Here is an 18,023-nt window from a genome sequence, read left to right on the forward strand (position 1 = left end):
GCTTGTAACTTCTGCTATTGGTTTATAATAAGAATCCGATCACAAATAATACGATCATACCGATCACCATGGCAAAGATGTAAAATCCTACCTGTCCGTTCTGTAACAGGCGGATACGTTGTCCACCCAGCTGTACACCACGGCCTACACCATTTACCAATCTGTCTATACCAGCTTTTTCCACTGTATCGCGGAAGAAACGACCCAGTTCATAGAGTGGTTTAACGATGATAGTATCATACAGTTCGTCTATATACCATTTGTTTTCGAGCACTTTTGCAAAACCGGTACTTTCCGTACCTGCGTCTTCATAGTTTGCAAATTTCTGACGTGCAAACAGGATGAATACAATTACCAGTGCACTGCTCACACCCATCAATAACCATTCTGTACCATGTGACAGATGATGTGCTACTGCAAAAGGAGCAGAAGGCGCAAAAACCGGTTCCAGGTATTCTGCCAGCCAGTTCTTCGTTCCAAATACTTCCGGTAAACCGATATAACCACCCACGATAGAAAGCACCGCCAGTATCACCAATGGAATGGTCATAGCAGAAGGACTTTCATGCAGGTGATGTTCCTGGTCGTGTGTACCGCGGAACTTACCGGAGAAAGTAATATAATATAAGCGGAACATGTAGAAAGCTGTCATCAGCGCGCCAACGAGGCCCAGTACATATAATACCGGGTTATTGGCATACGCCTGTGCGAGGATCTCATCTTTCGAAAAGAAACCGGAGAAACCAGGGATACCTGCAATGGCCAGACAGCCCACCAGGAATGTCCAGGCAGTAGTAGGCATGAATTTTTTCAGACCACCCATTTTCCGGATATCCTGTTCACCACCCATAGCGTGAATAACAGAACCGGAGCCCAGGAACAGCAGTGCTTTGAAGAAGGCATGTGTCATTACGTGAAACACAGCCGCTCCATACGCACCCACACCAAGGGCCAGGAACATATAACCTAACTGACTTACTGTAGAATAAGCCAGTACTTTTTTAATATCGTTTTGCTTTAACGCAATAGATGCTGCAAACAGTGCGGTAGCCAGGCCAATGATCGCAATCACTGTTTGGATATGTGGTGCCAGTGTGTAGATCACGTTGCTGCGTGCAATCATGTAAATACCTGCAGTAACCATCGTTGCCGCGTGGATCAGTGCAGATACAGGCGTTGGACCTGCCATCGCATCCGGTAACCAGGTATACAAAGGAATCTGTGCAGATTTACCCATCGCACCAACAAACAGCAGCATCGCAATAGCAGTGATAATACCATTGTTCATGCCAAGTGGAGCTGCTTTTGCAAACACTTCCGGAAAAGTCACTGTTCCAAACTGCGTGATCATAAAGAAGATGGCAATCAGGAAACCCAGATCACCAATACGGTTCATCACAAATGCTTTCTTGGCGGCATTATTATAGCTGGTATTTTTAAACCAGAAACCGATCAGGAGGTAAGAACAAAGCCCTACACCTTCCCAACCAATAAACATCATTACGTAGTTGGCGCCCAGCACCAGGATCAGCATGGAAAAAATGAAGAGGTTCAGATAGGCAAAATACCTGGCGAAACTTTCATCACTTTCATCATGCATGTAAGAAGTAGAGTAGATATGAATCAGGGTACCTACACCGGTGATCACCAGCAGGAACAAGGCACTCAACTGATCTACCTGGAAAGCGAAAGGAATATGCAGGGAACCTACAGAAATAAAATCAAACAGGGTGACAACCTGTGCGGAAAATCCCGGAGTTTTCACTTCCAGGAATATTAATAAGCTAATCACAAAGGACGCCAGTACAGCGCCGCTTCCAACAAATCCTACCAGGGACTTGGATAAAAATCTGCGTCCCAATCCATTCACCAGGAAACCTAATAATGGTAAAAATGGTACAAGCCAAACTAGATTAATCATTTATCAATTCTATTTACGACGTCGAAAAATTTAATAATTAAGAAAGCAGAATTATTAATTTTTCAGCCTGTTAAGAATGTTAATATCTACTGAGTGTGTGTTTCTGTAGACCATAGTAATTATAGCCAGTCCTACCGCTACTTCCGCAGCCGCTACCACCATAATGAAGAATACAAACAGCTGTGCCGATCCGGCATCTACCCTGCCTGCGTCAGCCCACATTTTAGAAAATGCTACCATCAACAGGTTTACCGCATTCAGCATCAGCTCTATGCACATAAAAATAATGATCGCATTTCTGCGCATCAGTACACCCATCACACCTATGCAAAACAAGGCGATACTCAGGAATATGTAATATTGAACAGGCATAAAATAAATTACGAATTACGAATTACGAGTTATGGAGAAGCCCATATACCCGCATGTTGCTAGTCTTTTTTACCAATCACTACTGCCCCTACCATTGCACTGAGGAACAGGATGCTGCTCACCTCGAATGGTACCACATATTGTTTGAACAGGAGCATGCCCAGGTTTTTGATCAATCCGATATCAGTAGACTGTGTGCTCAATGCCGGCATGCTGGCATCGCGCAGGGCGGCTACCAATACTACCAGTAAAGCACCACCGCTGATAGCACCTGCATACTTCAGCCAGTTGCGTTTCTGCGGTTCCAGTTCAGCATTCAGATTCATCAGCATCATCACGTAAAGGAACAATACCATGATGGCTCCTGCATATACAATGATATGCACGACTGCCAGAAACTGGGCATTCATCATGATATAATGCCCGGCAATGGTAAAGAATGTTACGATCAGGCACAACACGCTCGTCACAGGATTTTTACTCAATACCACGCCCAACGCTGAAACCAGCGCGATGACCGACAGCACTATGAAAACTATTTGTTGTATACTCATTCCCATCTCTGCTATGTTTGACTATTGTATTTTTAGCTAAATGTGCGCTGTGAATAATATTATTTGTTCTCTTTCGGATGAGGAATCAGCAAATCATCTTTTCCATAGATGAAACCTTTACGCTGATAATTCGCCGGAGCAAATGTTTCAGACATGTATACCGCATCTTTAGGACAAGCTTCTTCACAAAAACCACAGAAAATACAACGCAGCATATTGATTTCATATTTTGCAGCATATTTCTCTTCCCTGTACAGGTTTTCTTCCCCCTCTTTCCTTTCTGCTGCTTCCATAGTAATGGCTTCAGCAGGACAAGCTACAGCGCACAATCCACACGCAGTGCATCTTTCACGTCCTTCTTCATCCCGGTTCAGTACATGTAAACCACGGAATACCGGGCTAAAATCACGTTTTTTCTCAGGAAAACTAACCGTCGCCTTACGTTGAAAAAGATGCTTGAAAGTAATACCCATGCCCTTTGCGATAGCAGGGATGTACAACTTCTCTGCGAAGGTCATCGGCCGGCGATCTACTGCTTTTGCCCTGTTTGTTAATGCTTGCATAATGAATGCTTTATTTAATCCACACGATCTGTGTGTATTTAATTAGATGATATTAATGTTGACGTGCCAGTATTAACGCTCCTGTGATCAGCATATTCACCAATGCCAATGGAATCATTATTTTCCAGCCCAAACGCATCAGCTGATCGTAACGGAATCTCGGAACCGTCCAGCGTACCCACATAAAGAAAAATATGAAGCACAATGTTTTAATAAACAGTGCCAGGAATCCGAGAATAGTCAACAGGTTACCATCCAGTCCCAGGCTATCCATATACGGGAAAGCATAACCACCGAAATACATGGTAGCAATCAATGCGGAACTGACGAACATATTGATATATTCTGCGAACAGAAAGAAACCCAGTTTCATGGAAGAATATTCCAGGTGATAACCTCCATTCAATTCATTCTCCGCTTCCGGTAAGTCAAATGGTGCACGGTTAGTTTCTGCAAAAGCACATACCAGGAAGATGAAAAAACCCAGCGGCTGATAACATACATTCCATAAGCTATGACGTTGTTGCTCTACGATGTCTTTTAAGCTCAGGGAGCCTGTCAGCATCAGCAGGGCTATCAAAGCCAGGCCCATAGGCAGCTCGTAGGAAATGATCTGGGAAGCAGCACGCACAGAAGCCAGCAGGGAAAACTTGTTATTGGAAGCCCAGCCACCTATCATGATACCATATACGCCCATGCTCACCGTACCGAAAATGAAGAGGATACCGATGTTTACATCTGCCACCTGTAAGGAAACAGTGCGACCAGCAATTACCAGGCTATCTCCCCAGGGGATCACGGCGCTGGTCATACAAGCCACTAACATGGCAATAGACGGGCCGAGAATAAAGAGGAAGCGGTTGGAGTTGGAAGGAATAATCTCTTCCTTGAAGAAGAGTTTACCACCATCTGCCAGCGGCTGCAGCAATCCCATAAAACCGGCACGGTTAGGACCAATACGATCCTGTATCCATGCTGCCACTTTTCTTTCACCCCAGGTAGAATACATGGCCACTACCAATGAAAGTACCAGTACCACTGATATCAGGAGTACTTTTTCAATTATAAAAAACCAATCTATGCTTAATAAGGTCATACTTACACGTAATTACGATTGTTACTTCTTAAAATCATCAGAGTGAGCCGGGCCCTGGATCTGCGAGAGATCCACATCCGGTCTGTTTACCTGGCTTTCAGAGTGAATATTAAACAGCAGCTTAGGTTGTCTGCCATCCAATACTTCCACCAGCGGATCTTTAGGTTTTACGGTGTTCACGTAATGACCCTGAGAAATAACGCTGTTACGTTCTATTTTGCGTGGACCTTCGATGATCCAGTCTTTTGCTTCTTTTTTATCAAAGCGGCACGTATCACAGATAAATGCTTCCACTTCTCCGTATTTATCCTTGCGGGCAGTTACACGGAATACTTCGTCACCGCGCATCCACAATACTGTTTTACCGCAGCATTTAGGATTTTCGCAATTACGGTGTGCATCTACCGGTTTCAGGAACCATACACGGTTTTTGAAGCGGAAAGTCTGATCTGTTAAAGCACCTACCGGGCAAACATCTATCACGTTACCGATGAAGTCATTATCCAGTGACTGGGAGATATAAGTACTGATTTCAGAAGCATCTCCGCGGCCCAGGATACCATGTTCGCGTTTTTCGGTGAGCTGATCAGCGGTATACACACAACGGTAGCAAAGGATGCAACGTGTCATGTGTAATTTGATATGATCGCCGAGATCTACTTTATCAAAAGTTCTGCGTTTAAATTCGTAACGGGTGCTGTCTGCGCCGTGTTCGTAGCTCAGATCCTGCAAGTGACATTCTCCTGCCTGATCACATACCGGGCAATCCAGCGGGTGATTGAGCAACAGGAATTCTACTACGCCCTTACGTGCGTCCAGTACTTCCGGAGAAGTGATGTTGGCCACTTCCATACCATCCATTACAGTAGTACGGCAGCTGGCCACCAGTTTAGGCATAGGGCGCGGATCGGCATCTGAACCTTTGGATACTTTCACCAGGCAGGTACGGCATTTACCACCGCTACCCTGCAGCTTGGAGTAGTAACACATGGCCGGCGGCACTATTTCTCCTCCTATCTTCCTGGCCGCGTTCAGTATGGTTGTACCGGGTTCCACCTCTACAGAGATGTTATCGATTTTAACCTTAAATAATTTTATTTCCTCCGCCATCTTAATATCTTTTGTGCTCCCGGGGAGCAACGTTTATTTATATATTGATTCCTTATTTCAGTATATGCATGCCCGTTATACAGCCGCTGGTGTAGGCAATGGCAATGGATCTGCGTAATGTGCCAGACCAAAATTGCGGGTCTGTGATTCCTGAGGATTAGCCACATGCCATTCGAATTCATCGCGGAAGTGGCGTATAGCTGCTGCTACCGGCCATGCAGCAGCATCACCGAGCGGACAGATGGTATTTCCTTCTATTTTGCGTTGAATATCCCACAGCAAATCGATATCACTCATTTTGCCTTTACCATTTTCAATGTTCTGCAGTACTTTCTTCATCCAACCGGTACCTTCACGGCAAGGGCTGCACTGACCGCAGCTTTCGTGGTGGTAGAAACGGGCAAAGGTGAGGGTATTGCGTACTATACACTGGTCTTCATCCATTACAATGAAACCACCGGAACCCAGCATGGAACCTGTTGCAAATCCGCCATCAGCGAGACTTTCATAGGTCATCATACGGGTTTCACCTTTCGCTGTTTTCAGCAGCAGGTTAGCTGGTAACACCGGAACGGAAGATCCGCCGGGGATACAGGCTTTCAGGCGTTTATTATTTTTGATACCACCGCAGTATTCTTCGGAGTAAATAAATTCTTCTACGGAGATGTTCATTTCTATCTCGTACACACCGGGTTTGTTGATATTACCGCAGGCAGAGATCAGTTTGGTACCGGTAGATTTGCCAGTGCCGTATTTAATATATTCATCGCCGCCGATATTGATGATAGGCACCACGGCTGCGAGTGTTTCTACGTTATTAACAACAGTGGGGGATTGCCATAATCCTTTTACTGCCGGGAATGGTGGCTTGATACGTGGGTTACCGCGTTTTCCTTCGAGAGATTCTATCAGGGCAGTTTCCTCACCACAGATATAAGCACCCGCACCGCGTTGTACATATATTTCCAGGTCGAAACCGGTTCCCTGGATATTTTTACCCAGCCAGCCTTTGTTTTTAGCTTCTGCAATGGCCTGTTCCAGTATGTCCGGAATCCAGGCATATTCACCGCGGATATAGATGTAGCAACTGTTAGCGCCGAGGGCAAAGCTGGAGATGAGTAACCCTTCTATGAGGAGGTGAGGTAAAAATTCCATCAGGTAGCGGTCTTTGAACGTACCCGGCTCTGATTCATCCGCGTTACAAACGAGGTAACGGGGAACACCTTCTGGTTTGGCGATGAAACTCCATTTCAAGCCAGTAGGAAACCCTGCGCCACCGCGGCCTCTGAGGCCACTCTTTTTCACTTCTTCCAGTACGCCTTCCGGTCCCAGCGTTTTCAGCGCCTTCTCAGCTGCAGCATAACCGCCGTTGCTCCGGTAGGTATCATAATACCGGATGCCTTCTATATGTGCTTTATCTAACAGTAATTTGCGTCCCATTTTCTTCCTTATGGTGTAATGGTTCCGGTAAACCCGGCCCCATCAACAGATTTTTGTGTATATCTTTTATGCCTTACGTATGCCGTGTTGGGAAATGCGATCTGCCAGTCTGTAAAACAGCAGGCCCGCGCTAACACCACAAATAAAGGAAACAAACCAGTTATCTATCCGCCATAATGCAGTGAGTAATCCCACCAGCAAAAGAGCTTCTACGAATTGTAGTTTGTGGCGCTGATACATTTCCTTGAAACGTATGGATATGGTATGTTTCGGATGCATCAGTTTGCGTTTGCTTTAGATCTGCATTCTGTGATAATTTCATCTACTTTAGCCGGCGTCAGGTGTTCACGGTAATGTTTACCCAATTGCATCATGGGCGCATATCCGCAGGCACCAAGACATTCTACGGTTTTAAGGGTAAATAACCCATCTGCCGTAGTTTCGCCTACACCGATTCCCAGTTTACTTTTAATGTAATCAATGATCTGATCGGAACCACTTACCATGCAGGGACCTGTCTGGCATACCTCAAAAAGATAGGTACCAACCGGCTTCAGGTTAAACATGCTATAGAAAGTAGCTACTTCATATACTTCAATTGATTCCAGTTGCAGTAATGTTGCAACGTAGTCCATTGTTTCTGCACTTAACCATCCGCCAAATGCTTCCTGAGCCAGGTGCAGCACCGGTATCAATGCACTTTTCTGCTTCCCTTCCGGGTAGCGCGCAATGATTTCTTTTACTTTATTCAGTTTCTCTTCCGAAAATTGAACCACAGCCATTATTTTAGTCAGCTTTAATCTTCAAAATATTCTTACGCATCCAACTCACCTGCAATCAGGTTAAGGCTACTCATACACACGATTGCATCGCTCAACATACCACCCTGTACCAGTTCAGCGTAAGCCTGGTAATAGATAAAGCAGGGACGGCGGAAATGCAGTCTGTAAGGACTACGGCCACCATCACTGATCAGGTAAAAACCAAGTTCACCATTAGCGCCTTCTACAGCGTTATATACTTCACCCGGTAACATATCTGCTTCTCCCATCACTATTTTAAAGTGATAGATGAGTGCTTCCATTTTTGTGTATACATCCTGTTTCTCAGGCAGGTAGTAGGCCGGAACATCTGCGTGATATACATCATCCGGCAGTGTTTTCAATTTATCCATCGCCTGACGGATAATACTGAGACTTTCCCACATTTCTGCGTTACGTACCAGGAAGCGATCATAGCTATCACCGGTAGTACCAACAGGTACAGAGAAATCAAAATCCTGGTAAGAGCTGTAGGGATTTGCTACACGTACATCGTAATCCACACCGGCTGCACGCAGGTTAGGACCTGTGAAACCGTAGCTGAGCGCTCTTTCCGCACTGATACCACCTACTCCCTGTGTACGTTCCATGAAGATACGGTTACGGGTAAGCAGGGTTTCAAATTCTTTCAGTACCGCAGGATATTCTTTGAGGAAACGCTCGATTTTAGCAAAAGCAGCTGGCGTGAAATTTCTTTCAAAACCACCGATACGACCAATATTGGTAGTCAGTCGGGAACCGCATATTTCCTCATATATTTCGTATATGAGTTCACGATAGGTCATCACGTAAACGAAACCGGTTAATGCACCGGTATCTACTCCCATTACGGAGCTACAAATCAGGTGATCCGCAATACGTGCCAGCTCCATGATGATCACACGCAGGTAATCCACTCTTTTAGGCATTTCCAGGCCAAGGAGCTTTTCTACGGTGAGTATCCAACCCATATTATTGATAGGGGCAGAGCAATAGTTAAGACGATCTGTCAGTGGTGTAATCTGGTAGTAGGGACGGCGTTCTGCGATCTTCTCAAAAGCACGGTGAATATACCCTACGGTAGAAACAGCGCTCACAATACGTTCGCCATCGATTTCCAGAATATTCTGAAATACGCCATGCGTAGCCGGGTGAGTAGGACCCAGGTTAAGCGTCTGCGTATCTTTTTCTATAGAGCCTTCCGGCAGTTTTATATGTTGTTTCTGATCTAACATAACCTGGTTGTATTAAAGATTTCCCCCTCTTCCAAACATCTCATCATCTTTATCAATACGCATGGAGTCTTCCAGCGGAAATTCCTTTCTCATCGGGAAATAGGTCATTTCATCCACATTCAGTACGCGTATCAGGTTGGGATGTCCTACAAAATTGATCCCGTAAAAATCATAAGTTTCGCGCTCCATCCAGTTGGCGGATTCATACAGCTTGGTAGCTGTAAACACATCCGGTTGGGCTACTGGTGCAAATACTTTCAGACGGAGCCTGATATTATCCTGCAGGTTATGCAGATGATATACTACTGCCAGCTCTTCATTTTTTCTATCGGGATAATGCACCGCAGTGATATCCGTTAAAAAACGAAAACGCAATTCCTCATCGTCAAACAGGAATTGCATTACTTTCAGGTTATAATCTTTCTGTGCGGTGAGGGTAAGCAGGCCAAACGGCTCCTCAAAGCCGGTAAGCACATCTCCAAACTTCTCCGTCAGGCGTTGCTGTATGCGTTCGTTTGTTAAAGACATTAACAATTTGAAATTTACGATTTACAATTAACCATTCCCCCCTTACTTGATACCATAAGACTCCATCAGCTCTTGATATCTGTCGGAGTTACGGCGGCGGAGACTTTCCTGGCCTACCAGGTCCTGTATTTTCATAAAACCATCGATAATACCTTCTGGTCTTGGAGGACATCCTGGTACATACACATCTACCGGAATTACCTGGTCAATACCCTGTAATACAGAATAGGTATCAAATATACCACCACTGCTGGCGCAGGCACCTACGGCCATTACCCAGCGTGGTTCAGCCATTTGCAGGTATACCTGGCGTACGATAGGTCCCATTTTCTTAGAAATGGTACCCATTACCATCAGCAAATCGCACTGACGGGGTGTAAACGCCATACGTTCTGCCCCAAAACGGGCCATATCGTAGGTAGCTGCCATGGTGGCCATGAATTCGATACCACAGCAGGAAGTAGCAAATGGTAAAGGCCAGATGGAGTTTTTACGCGCCAGGCCTATTACTTTGTCAAATGATGTGGCATAAAATCCCTCACCGGAATATCCCTCAGGGATTTCCACCGTTTTCACCTTGTTATTATATTGAACCGGACGAGCCATTTGATTTAATTTAGAGATTTAAAATTAGTCTTCCCACTTCAGTGCACCCTTCTTTGTGATGTAGATAAAACCACACAAAAAGAAGCCCACAAACATCAGCACGGCTGTAAAGCCTTCCCATCCCAGTTCCCTGAAATTAACAGCATAGGGGTAGAAAAAGATGACTTCCACATCAAATAACACGAAAAGAATAGCAGTAAGAAAGTATTTGATGGCCACCGGCTGCCGGGCATTGCCCTTTTGCTCGATTCCACTCTCGAAGTTAATAAGCTTATCGCTGGTTTTGCGTTTAGGACCCAAAAAGTGAGTAGCTAACATCGTGATCCCTACGAAACCTAAAGCTGCAACAAGTTGCAATACTATAGGGAAATAGCTAGAAGGAGTAGTCGTTGCTGACAAAAATACAGTGTCTGTATACATAAGCTTCCCGATAAAAACATTGTCCGAATGCGCAAAAATACTGTAAGTTGACCAAATATCAAATCTATTAGGGTCTAAAATATTATCTTTTTTCACCAACCGGAAACTAAAAAACCTCCTGTGGGTACAGGAGGTTTTTTAATATCGTATATAATTAATAATTATTTCTTATTCTGGCCTTGCTTGGCAGCTGGTTTAGCAGCAGGCTTGGTAGCCGCTTTTTCACGGGCAGCCATGTTTTCTGTGATCTGTTTAACAGCAGTGTTATTAGGATCTATTGCAGACAGTTTATCAGCATATACCTTTATATTGGCTTTATCTTCCTTAAAGTAGTAGTATAACAGCTCATAAGTGTAAGCATTAATCAGGGTAGCCTTGTATTTAGCCGGATCTACTTCTGAAATTTCTATGTATTTGTCATAGAAAGGCTTTGCAACACCCGCCTGCGCTTGCGGATCTTTAGCAAAATTGCTCTGGCCTCTCCAGTAGTAACCGGTACCCAGTTCAGGTTTTGCTTCGATCACTTTCTGGAAAGCACCATCTGCTTTAGCCAACAGGGTGGTATCAAAAGGCTTCACATTTACCGCACCATAGTAGTAGTTGATACCTACGTTGAAGTAATCAATCGCTTGCAGCTGTACTTTATTAGCAAGAGATAATTCGTTTGCTTTTTCATACCATTCTGCAGCAGGAACAAAACTTCTGGCCGCTTTCAGCTGATCTGCAATCTGGATAAAGGTTTCGGGGTCCTTCGTAGTGATAGCACCCGCATATTTTTCCAGGTAAGTCAATGCTTTGGCATTGTACTGATTCTGAGTAGCAGAATCACTGGATTTCAGGCGCATGTAGATAGTGCTCAGTAACTTATAGTCATTAGAGTCCAGTTTGGCGTCACCTACTTTTGCTGCGTAATCATCCATCACTTTTTTCGCGTTCAGGGAGTCACCTTTCTGGAGATAAGCATCACCGATCAGCAAGTTCAGCTTGTTCTGATAAAACTCATCAGCACCTGGCAGAGTAGCCTGACCTTTGCTGATAGCGGCATCATAATCTTTCTTAAAGAAAGCGATGTAAGCTCCCAGGTATTGGTTCTTAGTTTTATCTGCCGGATCTGCTACAGCCATGTATTGCTCCAGGTATTTAGCAGCATTTTCCCAGGATAACTGATCCTTTTTAGGGGTGATGTAAAATTGAAACAGCTCGTAGAAAGCAGGACCATATTTAGGGTCCATGTTGGTAGCTTTGGTGTAATCTGCTACTGCTTCAGCTTTCAGCCTTGCATTGTAGTTCACCAAACCTTCTTTCATCACAGCTTCTGCATTGTTTGGATCTACTTCCAGCGCTTTTTCATAAGTGGTGATGGCTTTACCACCATTTTCACCACCCAGGAAGCGGTAAGCATCTCCCAGTTCGATATAATCAGCTGCGGTAGCAGTGTATTGTTCTTTTTTCTTGCGTCCTTCATTGTTCAGGAGTTTTTCCATTACAGTCAGGGCGTAGGCACGATCTCCACCTTTTATTTCTGTGCTGGCATCTGCTATTGCGCGGGCTACATCGCCATCACGACCTTGTGTAGCAGCACTGGCAGCGTCAAATTTTGTTTTGGCAGCGGCGGCATCTCCCTTCAGCAGATCAATACGGCCCATACCTACCTGTAATAAAGCGGAGGTAGGCACTGCCTGTAAACCTTTCTGGAAAGTAGCTGCAGCACCTGCTACATCTTCTTGTCCAAGCTGCGCTATACCGAGGTAATAATAAGCTTTGTCCTCCGTAGGCTTTGCTGCAATCACTTTCTCAAAATTCTGCTTGGCAGACAGATATTTACCATAATACAGGTCTTTTAATCCATCCTCCACAGATTGGGCCATCGCACCGCTAGATGCAGCGCAAAGCAATGCTACGATTAAACTTTTCCGTTTGTTCATGCAATCTGGTTTTTTAGTTTTAGTTGTGTTTTTTTACTACTTAAGATTTGCTTCTCTGAATACTACATTCAATCTGGCCGGAAACAAACGGAACTGCTTGATAACAAGCTGTCCTTMATAACTGCCGAGAAAGGTGGCGAATCCACTGCCCAGTCCGTGATAAGGTTCTTTCAGGCAGAAAAAGAAGCCGCGCTTCAATGGATAGGTACCAATACCAATATACGCCTGGTATGGTTTAACAAATTCTGAACCATTGTCTGCTCTTAGCCTCACTACAGATACTTTTTTTGTAAAAGCCATTGACAATGAGTCATTAGGATCAGAGATCCAGCTAACTCCTATCACACCTATTGCGTCTTTGTTTTTTGACACGTAGTCCACCACTTCCGGGTTGGTTTTAGCAGCCATAGTATTTGTTGGCAAAGGCTTACCCATATTGATGGAGTCCATGATATATCGCACAGTGCTTGAGTTGGCATTATCAAACACCAGTTGCCATTTCCTGTCTTTATTAGTGCCGTTCATAATGCCGCGTACCTGTTCCATGTTTAATATGGAGTCAGGGTTCTCCTTATTCACCACCAGTGCGAGCGCGTCCCAGGCAAGTAAAAGGCTGTTAGGCGTAATTTTGATTTGCTTGAAGTAGTCGCGCTCCTGTTGGTTGAAATCGCGGGTAACGATCACCAGTCGGGCACTATCATTTAAAAGATCTTTAAAGCATTCAGCCTCCGGTTTATAGGTAGGAATGATATGCGCTTTGGGATACAGTGATTCAAAAACTTTTATTTCAGAATCTATCAGTGGCTTATAAGTTTCATCCACACTGATGCGGATCGTGCCTTCTGTAGCTGTATCTAATTTTTTCGCATTTGGATTAGGCCCACAAGCGGCCATCACAGTAATTGCTGCTAAATATACAGCATTCATCTTTCTAAAACTGAAAAACATATCACCCCCCTTTAGTTCCTGTTAAAAAAAAGTTTTCTTAATCCGTTATAAACTCTAAAGAGGCCGTACGTTATCAACACCGCACCCACTATACTCATCGATGAAGGGGATATACGGAACTGTGCCATTCCCAGTTTTTCCGCAAAAATTGCGAACAGACCAAAGAGTACAAAAAATATCCCTCTGATCAGCTCACCCATTGGCCGATACCTGTTTTCCTGTCGTCTGCTTGTTTGTTCTTCGTGTGTTTCCATGTTGCGAATTACAATTATACAAAAAAAAATTTTTTAATCGGGCAAAGAGAATTTTAGAAGAATGTTAAAAAACTGCCACAAAACCGCACTCTATTGCTTACGCAGCCGCAATTTGAGGCATTTTTTCAACATGTTGTTATATTTCAATCTAAAATCTTATCATTCCCTGTGTTTTACAATTTGCATCCATTTATGCTTTGTATCCGGGAAATCCCCGGTTTTTATCCTTGTTTTCATGATAAAGATGCAAATGAATGCACATTTCCATAATATCTTGTAGGTTTGCGGCCTGATATTCAAATATTCATCCGCATGAAAATATTGATGGTTTGCCTGGGTAATATTTGCCGTTCACCTCTGGCAGAAGGGATTATGAGACAGTTGGCGAAAGAAAAAGGACTGGATTGGGAAATTGATTCTGCCGGTACTGGTAACTGGCATATAGGCCATGCGCCTGACCACAGGTCCGTGAAAGAAGCCCGGAAAAATGGAGTGGATATATCCGGCCTCCGTGGCAGACAGTTTCAGGTCGCAGATTTTGATACATTTGACCTTATTTATGTAATGGACCGAAGCAATTATACGGATGTATTACGTAAGGCCCGCAACGAAGCCGATCAAGCGAAAGTACATTTCCTGCTGCCGGAACAACAGGAAGTACCTGATCCCTGGTTTGATGATGCACTGTTTACACCAGTATATAAAATGATTTATGAGGCCTGCGAAAACATTGCAGACCAGCAACAATAAAACTTTTAATAATTTTCTGAGATGATAAAGCCCGGTATTCCTAAAGGCACCCGTGATTTTGGCCCGGTGGTAGTGAGAAAACGTAATTACATTTTTCAAACCATCAGAGACACCTTTGAGGTATTCGGTTTCCAGCCGCTGGAAACACCCGCGATGGAGAATTTGTCTACATTGACAGGGAAATATGGAGAAGAAGGAGATAAGCTGATGTTCAAAGTGTTGGACAACGGAGATATTTATGCTAAAGCACACCAGGCAAAAGATAACAAGGAACTCCTCGCAGCAGTGACCGAAAAAGCATTGCGCTATGATCTTACGATTCCTTTCGCACGTTATGTAGTAATGAACCAGAATGAACTGGCACTTCCTTTCAAACGTTACCAGATGCAACCGGTATGGCGCGCGGACAAGCCTCAAAGAGGCCGCTATCGCGAGTTTTACCAATGTGACGCAGATGTGGTAGGTAGCAACTCTTTACTGAATGAAGTAGAGTTATTGCTGATCTACGATACGGTATTGACCAAACTCGGGTTACAGGGTTATGAACTACGTATCAATAACCGCAAAATATTGTTCGGCCTCGCTGAAGTAATAGGTAAGACTGAATTGCTGGCAGATATTACCATATCCATCGACAAACTGGATAAGATAGGTGCTGAAGGTGTTAGAAAGGAGTTACAGGAGAGAGGTTTGACTGATACCGACATAGACACCATTGAGAAATTCCTGGCCATTGATGGTAGCAGTGATGAAAAGCTGGCACAATTAAAAGAACTACTGCAATCATCCGAAACAGCTTTGAAAGGCATAGAGGAATTATCCTTTGTAATTAATTCGGGATATGCCAGCTTTAACGCCACACCTATCATAGATGTTACCCTGGCGCGCGGTCTTAACTACTACACCGGTATGATTGTAGAAGTAAAAGCACCTGCTACCGTGAAAATGGGCAGCATCGGTGGTGGCGGCCGATACGATGATCTCACAGGGCTCTTTGGCCTGAAAGGCATTTCCGGTGTAGGCATTTCTTTTGGCGTAGATCGTATTTACGATGTATTGGAAGAATTACAATTATTCCCCGAAGCAGCACAACAATCTACAAAAGTATTATTCCTGAATCTTGGGGAAGACAGTGCCCGTACAGCTTTTGGATATATGATGCAATTGCGGAAGAAAGGTATTGCTGCGGAATTATTCCATGAAAATGCCAAAATGGATAAACAAATGAAGTATGCTGATAAAAGAAGTATACCTTATGTGATTATCCTGGGAGAATCCGAATTACAGGAAAATATGATCAGCGTGAAGAATCTGACTAATCGTCAGCAGGATAAAATCAATGCTGCCGCATTACTGGATTATCCATTCTGATATTCTTAATACTAAGCGCATAAACAATGAAGGCTACACAGATCGTGTAGCCTTCATTGTTTATACGCTTGATTTACTTTAACTATTTAGTGCTTTTGAAAGCCTCCAGACCGCATTTCAGCCAATCTGCATATGCCTTTACATCCGGAGTATAACCTACAGGATGCGTCAGCAGCTTTTCATCAGGACTGATCAACACATAAAATGGCTGTGAGTTATTGATGAAATTTTCTGTTTGCATAGTGGAAAACTTATCTCCATAAGTTTTAATCTCCTTCTTAAAGCCATTGCTGGTAGTGAATAAAAACTGCTGATCTTCCGGTAACAATTTCCTGTCATCCACATAAAGCGAAACCAGGATATAATCCTTTTCAATCAGCACCTTCACTTCTTCCTTCGGCCATACATTCTCTTCCATCTTGCGACAGTTAACACATGCCCAACCAGTAAAGTCGAGTAAAAGCGGTTTATGCTGCTCCTTAGCTAATTTTAATGCTTTCTCATAATCATTGACCACATTAGCTTCCACACCTTTGGCCGCATCTTCTCCATAAATGCTATAATTCAATGGTGGTGGGAATCCGCTGATCAGGGAACGATTCGCATACTTTGTATTCGTAACGCCAGGAACCAGGTAAAGCGTAAATGCCAGGAAAACAAGCGCCAATGCGATTCTACCTTTGCTGAGTTTCTTAATTGGTGAATCATGCGGGAAGCGGATCTTACCAAACAGATACAGTACAATACAGAAACCAATAATAATCCAGATAGCAAAGAATACCTCACGTTTCAGTAATCCCCAATGTTTTACCAGATCAGCATTTGACAGGAACTTAATTGCCATAGCTAATTCGAGGAAGCCCAATACTACCTTTACGGAAGTAAGCCATCCACCGGATTTAGGCAGGGAATTAAGCCATCCCGGAAACAGCGCAAACAACGCAAATGGAAGTGCGAGTGCAAATCCAAAACCAGCCATCCCTACAGACAACTGAATAGCTCCACCATCTGTTGATAAAGATCCTGCCAGTAAGGAACCCAGAATAGGACCCGTACAGGAGAAAGATACCAGCGCCAACGTTAAAGCCATGAAGAAAATACCTACCATACCGCCTACACTGCTCTTAGCATCTACTTTATTAGCCAGACTGCTAGGCATCGAAATTTCAAAATATCCGAAGAATGAAATAGCGAATACAATGAAGATCACGAAGAATGTCAGATTCAACCAGATATTGGTGGATATATTATTCAGAATTTCCGGATTCAGTGAATCAAGGAAGTGGAACGGCAAACTAAGAAGTACATAGATCAGGAAAATAAAGAATCCATATATGATGGCATTTACAATTCCTTTCTTTCTGTCCTTTGATTGCTTTGTAAAGAAAGATACGGTTAATGGAATCATCGGGAATACACATGGTGTAAACAATGCAATGAAACCGCCTAACATACCCAGGATAAATAATCCCCAGAGGCTTTTCTTCGCACTTCCTTCCTGTCCTGTTCCGCCGCAATCTTTTACAGGATGCTGTAAATCAATCGTCTTACGCTTCAGTGTTTGTGCATTATCAGCAGATTCCTGTAGTCCTGCTACCACACTAATCAGGTTACCGGAAGCATCTTTGCTGAATTTAAATGCTTCTTCTTCTGGCCCTACTGCTTCTTCTCCTTTCAATGCCATATAATTGACACTACCTTTAAATGAAGCAGGAACGGCACCCGTAAATTTCACAGTTGTTTCCAGATCAACTGTATTTTCGAAATATTTGATCTCTAAATTATCGAAGAGGGGCTCTTTACGGGTATCTAATTTACCCGTTTCTTTAATGCCTGTAATGCTGGAAACGGATGCCGAAGCACTATCCAGCACCACTCTCGTATTAGGATCATCATTTCCCATGGTAGTAGAAAAAAGCAACCAGCCTTTTTCTATGGTGCCCTTCAAATGAAGCACATATTCCTGGTCATTTTTCTTTTCTGCAGAAAACTGCCATTTAACAGGCTTCGGGCTGGCGTCCTGCGCATTTGCGCTGAGCGCAAAAATGGCGAAGACAGGTATCAAAAATGAAAGCAGATGCTTCATAAAGTCAATAGGCTTTAAATAATATAGATCTGAGAAAACAAGAA

The 18,023-nt window shown here is 43.7% G+C and carries 18 protein-coding genes; 2 read left to right on the forward strand and 16 right to left on the reverse strand.

The window, feature by feature from the left end:
* Positions 1 to 22 precede the first annotated feature (22 nt).
* The 15 genes from nuoL to AC1DCV_RS10160 form a co-directional block, all read right to left on the reverse strand.
* Entirely contained in the window at positions 23 to 1,921 is a 1,899-nt protein-coding gene (nuoL, locus tag AC1DCV_RS10090) for an NADH-quinone oxidoreductase subunit L (RefSeq protein WP_477023077.1), read from the reverse strand.
* A 54-nt stretch (positions 1,922 to 1,975) separates the two neighbouring features.
* A complete protein-coding gene (gene nuoK, locus AC1DCV_RS10095) occupies positions 1,976 to 2,293 on the reverse strand; it encodes an NADH-quinone oxidoreductase subunit NuoK (RefSeq protein WP_106527262.1) in 318 nt (105 codons plus the stop codon).
* Positions 2,294 to 2,352: 59 nt separating this feature from the next.
* Entirely contained in the window at positions 2,353 to 2,847 is a 495-nt protein-coding gene (locus AC1DCV_RS10100) for an NADH-quinone oxidoreductase subunit J family protein (RefSeq protein WP_331958984.1), read from the reverse strand.
* 59 nt (positions 2,848 to 2,906) lie between these two features.
* The gene (gene nuoI, locus AC1DCV_RS10105) at positions 2,907 to 3,410 is read right to left on the reverse strand and encodes an NADH-quinone oxidoreductase subunit NuoI (RefSeq protein WP_441573596.1); all 504 of its coding nucleotides are present in this window, start codon (positions 3,408 to 3,410) and stop codon (positions 2,907 to 2,909) included.
* A 52-nt stretch (positions 3,411 to 3,462) separates the two neighbouring features.
* The gene (gene nuoH / locus AC1DCV_RS10110) at positions 3,463 to 4,506 is read right to left on the reverse strand and encodes an NADH-quinone oxidoreductase subunit NuoH (RefSeq protein ID WP_477023078.1); all 1,044 of its coding nucleotides are present in this window, start codon (positions 4,504 to 4,506) and stop codon (positions 3,463 to 3,465) included.
* 21 nt (positions 4,507 to 4,527) lie between these two features.
* Positions 4,528 to 5,616, reverse strand: coding sequence for an NADH-quinone oxidoreductase subunit G (locus AC1DCV_RS10115; RefSeq protein ID WP_441573594.1), 1,089 nt, complete (start codon positions 5,614 to 5,616; stop codon positions 4,528 to 4,530).
* A 75-nt stretch (positions 5,617 to 5,691) separates the two neighbouring features.
* Positions 5,692 to 7,056 (reverse strand): NADH-quinone oxidoreductase subunit NuoF, encoded by a 1,365-nt coding sequence (gene nuoF, locus AC1DCV_RS10120; RefSeq protein ID WP_477023079.1) that lies wholly within the window; start codon positions 7,054 to 7,056, stop codon positions 5,692 to 5,694.
* Positions 7,057 to 7,122: 66 nt separating this feature from the next.
* The gene (locus tag AC1DCV_RS10125) at positions 7,123 to 7,335 is read right to left on the reverse strand and encodes a hypothetical protein (RefSeq protein WP_477023080.1); all 213 of its coding nucleotides are present in this window, start codon (positions 7,333 to 7,335) and stop codon (positions 7,123 to 7,125) included.
* Positions 7,335 to 7,838, reverse strand: a complete 504-nt coding sequence (locus AC1DCV_RS10130) for an NADH-quinone oxidoreductase subunit NuoE family protein (RefSeq protein ID WP_331957363.1) — start codon at positions 7,836 to 7,838, stop codon at positions 7,335 to 7,337. The genes AC1DCV_RS10125 and AC1DCV_RS10130 overlap by 1 nt, the downstream gene beginning before the upstream one ends.
* A gap of 32 nt (positions 7,839 to 7,870) precedes the next feature.
* Positions 7,871 to 9,091, reverse strand: a complete 1,221-nt coding sequence (locus AC1DCV_RS10135) for an NADH-quinone oxidoreductase subunit D (protein ID WP_441573590.1) — start codon at positions 9,089 to 9,091, stop codon at positions 7,871 to 7,873.
* Between the two features lie 12 nt (positions 9,092 to 9,103).
* Positions 9,104 to 9,619 (reverse strand): NADH-quinone oxidoreductase subunit C, encoded by a 516-nt coding sequence (locus AC1DCV_RS10140; protein ID WP_441573589.1) that lies wholly within the window; start codon positions 9,617 to 9,619, stop codon positions 9,104 to 9,106.
* A 42-nt stretch (positions 9,620 to 9,661) separates the two neighbouring features.
* Positions 9,662 to 10,225, reverse strand: coding sequence for an NADH-quinone oxidoreductase subunit B (locus AC1DCV_RS10145; RefSeq protein ID WP_441573588.1), 564 nt, complete (start codon positions 10,223 to 10,225; stop codon positions 9,662 to 9,664).
* A 24-nt stretch (positions 10,226 to 10,249) separates the two neighbouring features.
* Positions 10,250 to 10,645 (reverse strand): NADH-quinone oxidoreductase subunit A, encoded by a 396-nt coding sequence (locus AC1DCV_RS10150; protein ID WP_441573587.1) that lies wholly within the window; start codon positions 10,643 to 10,645, stop codon positions 10,250 to 10,252.
* Positions 10,646 to 10,806: 161 nt separating this feature from the next.
* Positions 10,807 to 12,570: a tetratricopeptide repeat protein gene (locus AC1DCV_RS10155; RefSeq protein ID WP_477023081.1), complete on the reverse strand. Its 1,764-nt coding sequence runs from the start codon at positions 12,568 to 12,570 to the stop codon at positions 10,807 to 10,809.
* 36 nt (positions 12,571 to 12,606) lie between these two features.
* Complete coding sequence (locus AC1DCV_RS10160) at positions 12,607 to 13,518, reverse strand: substrate-binding domain-containing protein (RefSeq protein ID WP_477023082.1); 912 nt, start codon at positions 13,516 to 13,518, stop codon at positions 12,607 to 12,609.
* A gap of 566 nt (positions 13,519 to 14,084) precedes the next feature.
* Between AC1DCV_RS10160 and AC1DCV_RS10165 the strand changes: the two genes are divergently transcribed.
* The gene (locus AC1DCV_RS10165; protein ID WP_477023083.1) at positions 14,085 to 14,522 is read left to right on the forward strand and encodes a low molecular weight protein-tyrosine-phosphatase; all 438 of its coding nucleotides are present in this window, start codon (positions 14,085 to 14,087) and stop codon (positions 14,520 to 14,522) included.
* A 21-nt stretch (positions 14,523 to 14,543) separates the two neighbouring features.
* A complete protein-coding gene (hisS, locus tag AC1DCV_RS10170; RefSeq protein ID WP_477023084.1) occupies positions 14,544 to 15,893 on the forward strand; it encodes a histidine--tRNA ligase in 1,350 nt (449 codons plus the stop codon).
* 82 nt (positions 15,894 to 15,975) lie between these two features.
* Here the strand turns inward: hisS and AC1DCV_RS10175 are convergent, their stop codons facing one another.
* Complete coding sequence (locus AC1DCV_RS10175; RefSeq protein WP_477023085.1) at positions 15,976 to 17,979, reverse strand: protein-disulfide reductase DsbD family protein; 2,004 nt, start codon at positions 17,977 to 17,979, stop codon at positions 15,976 to 15,978.
* Positions 17,980 to 18,023: the final 44 nt, after the last annotated feature.

The organism is Chitinophaga sp. 10T418 (assembly GCF_056394125.1).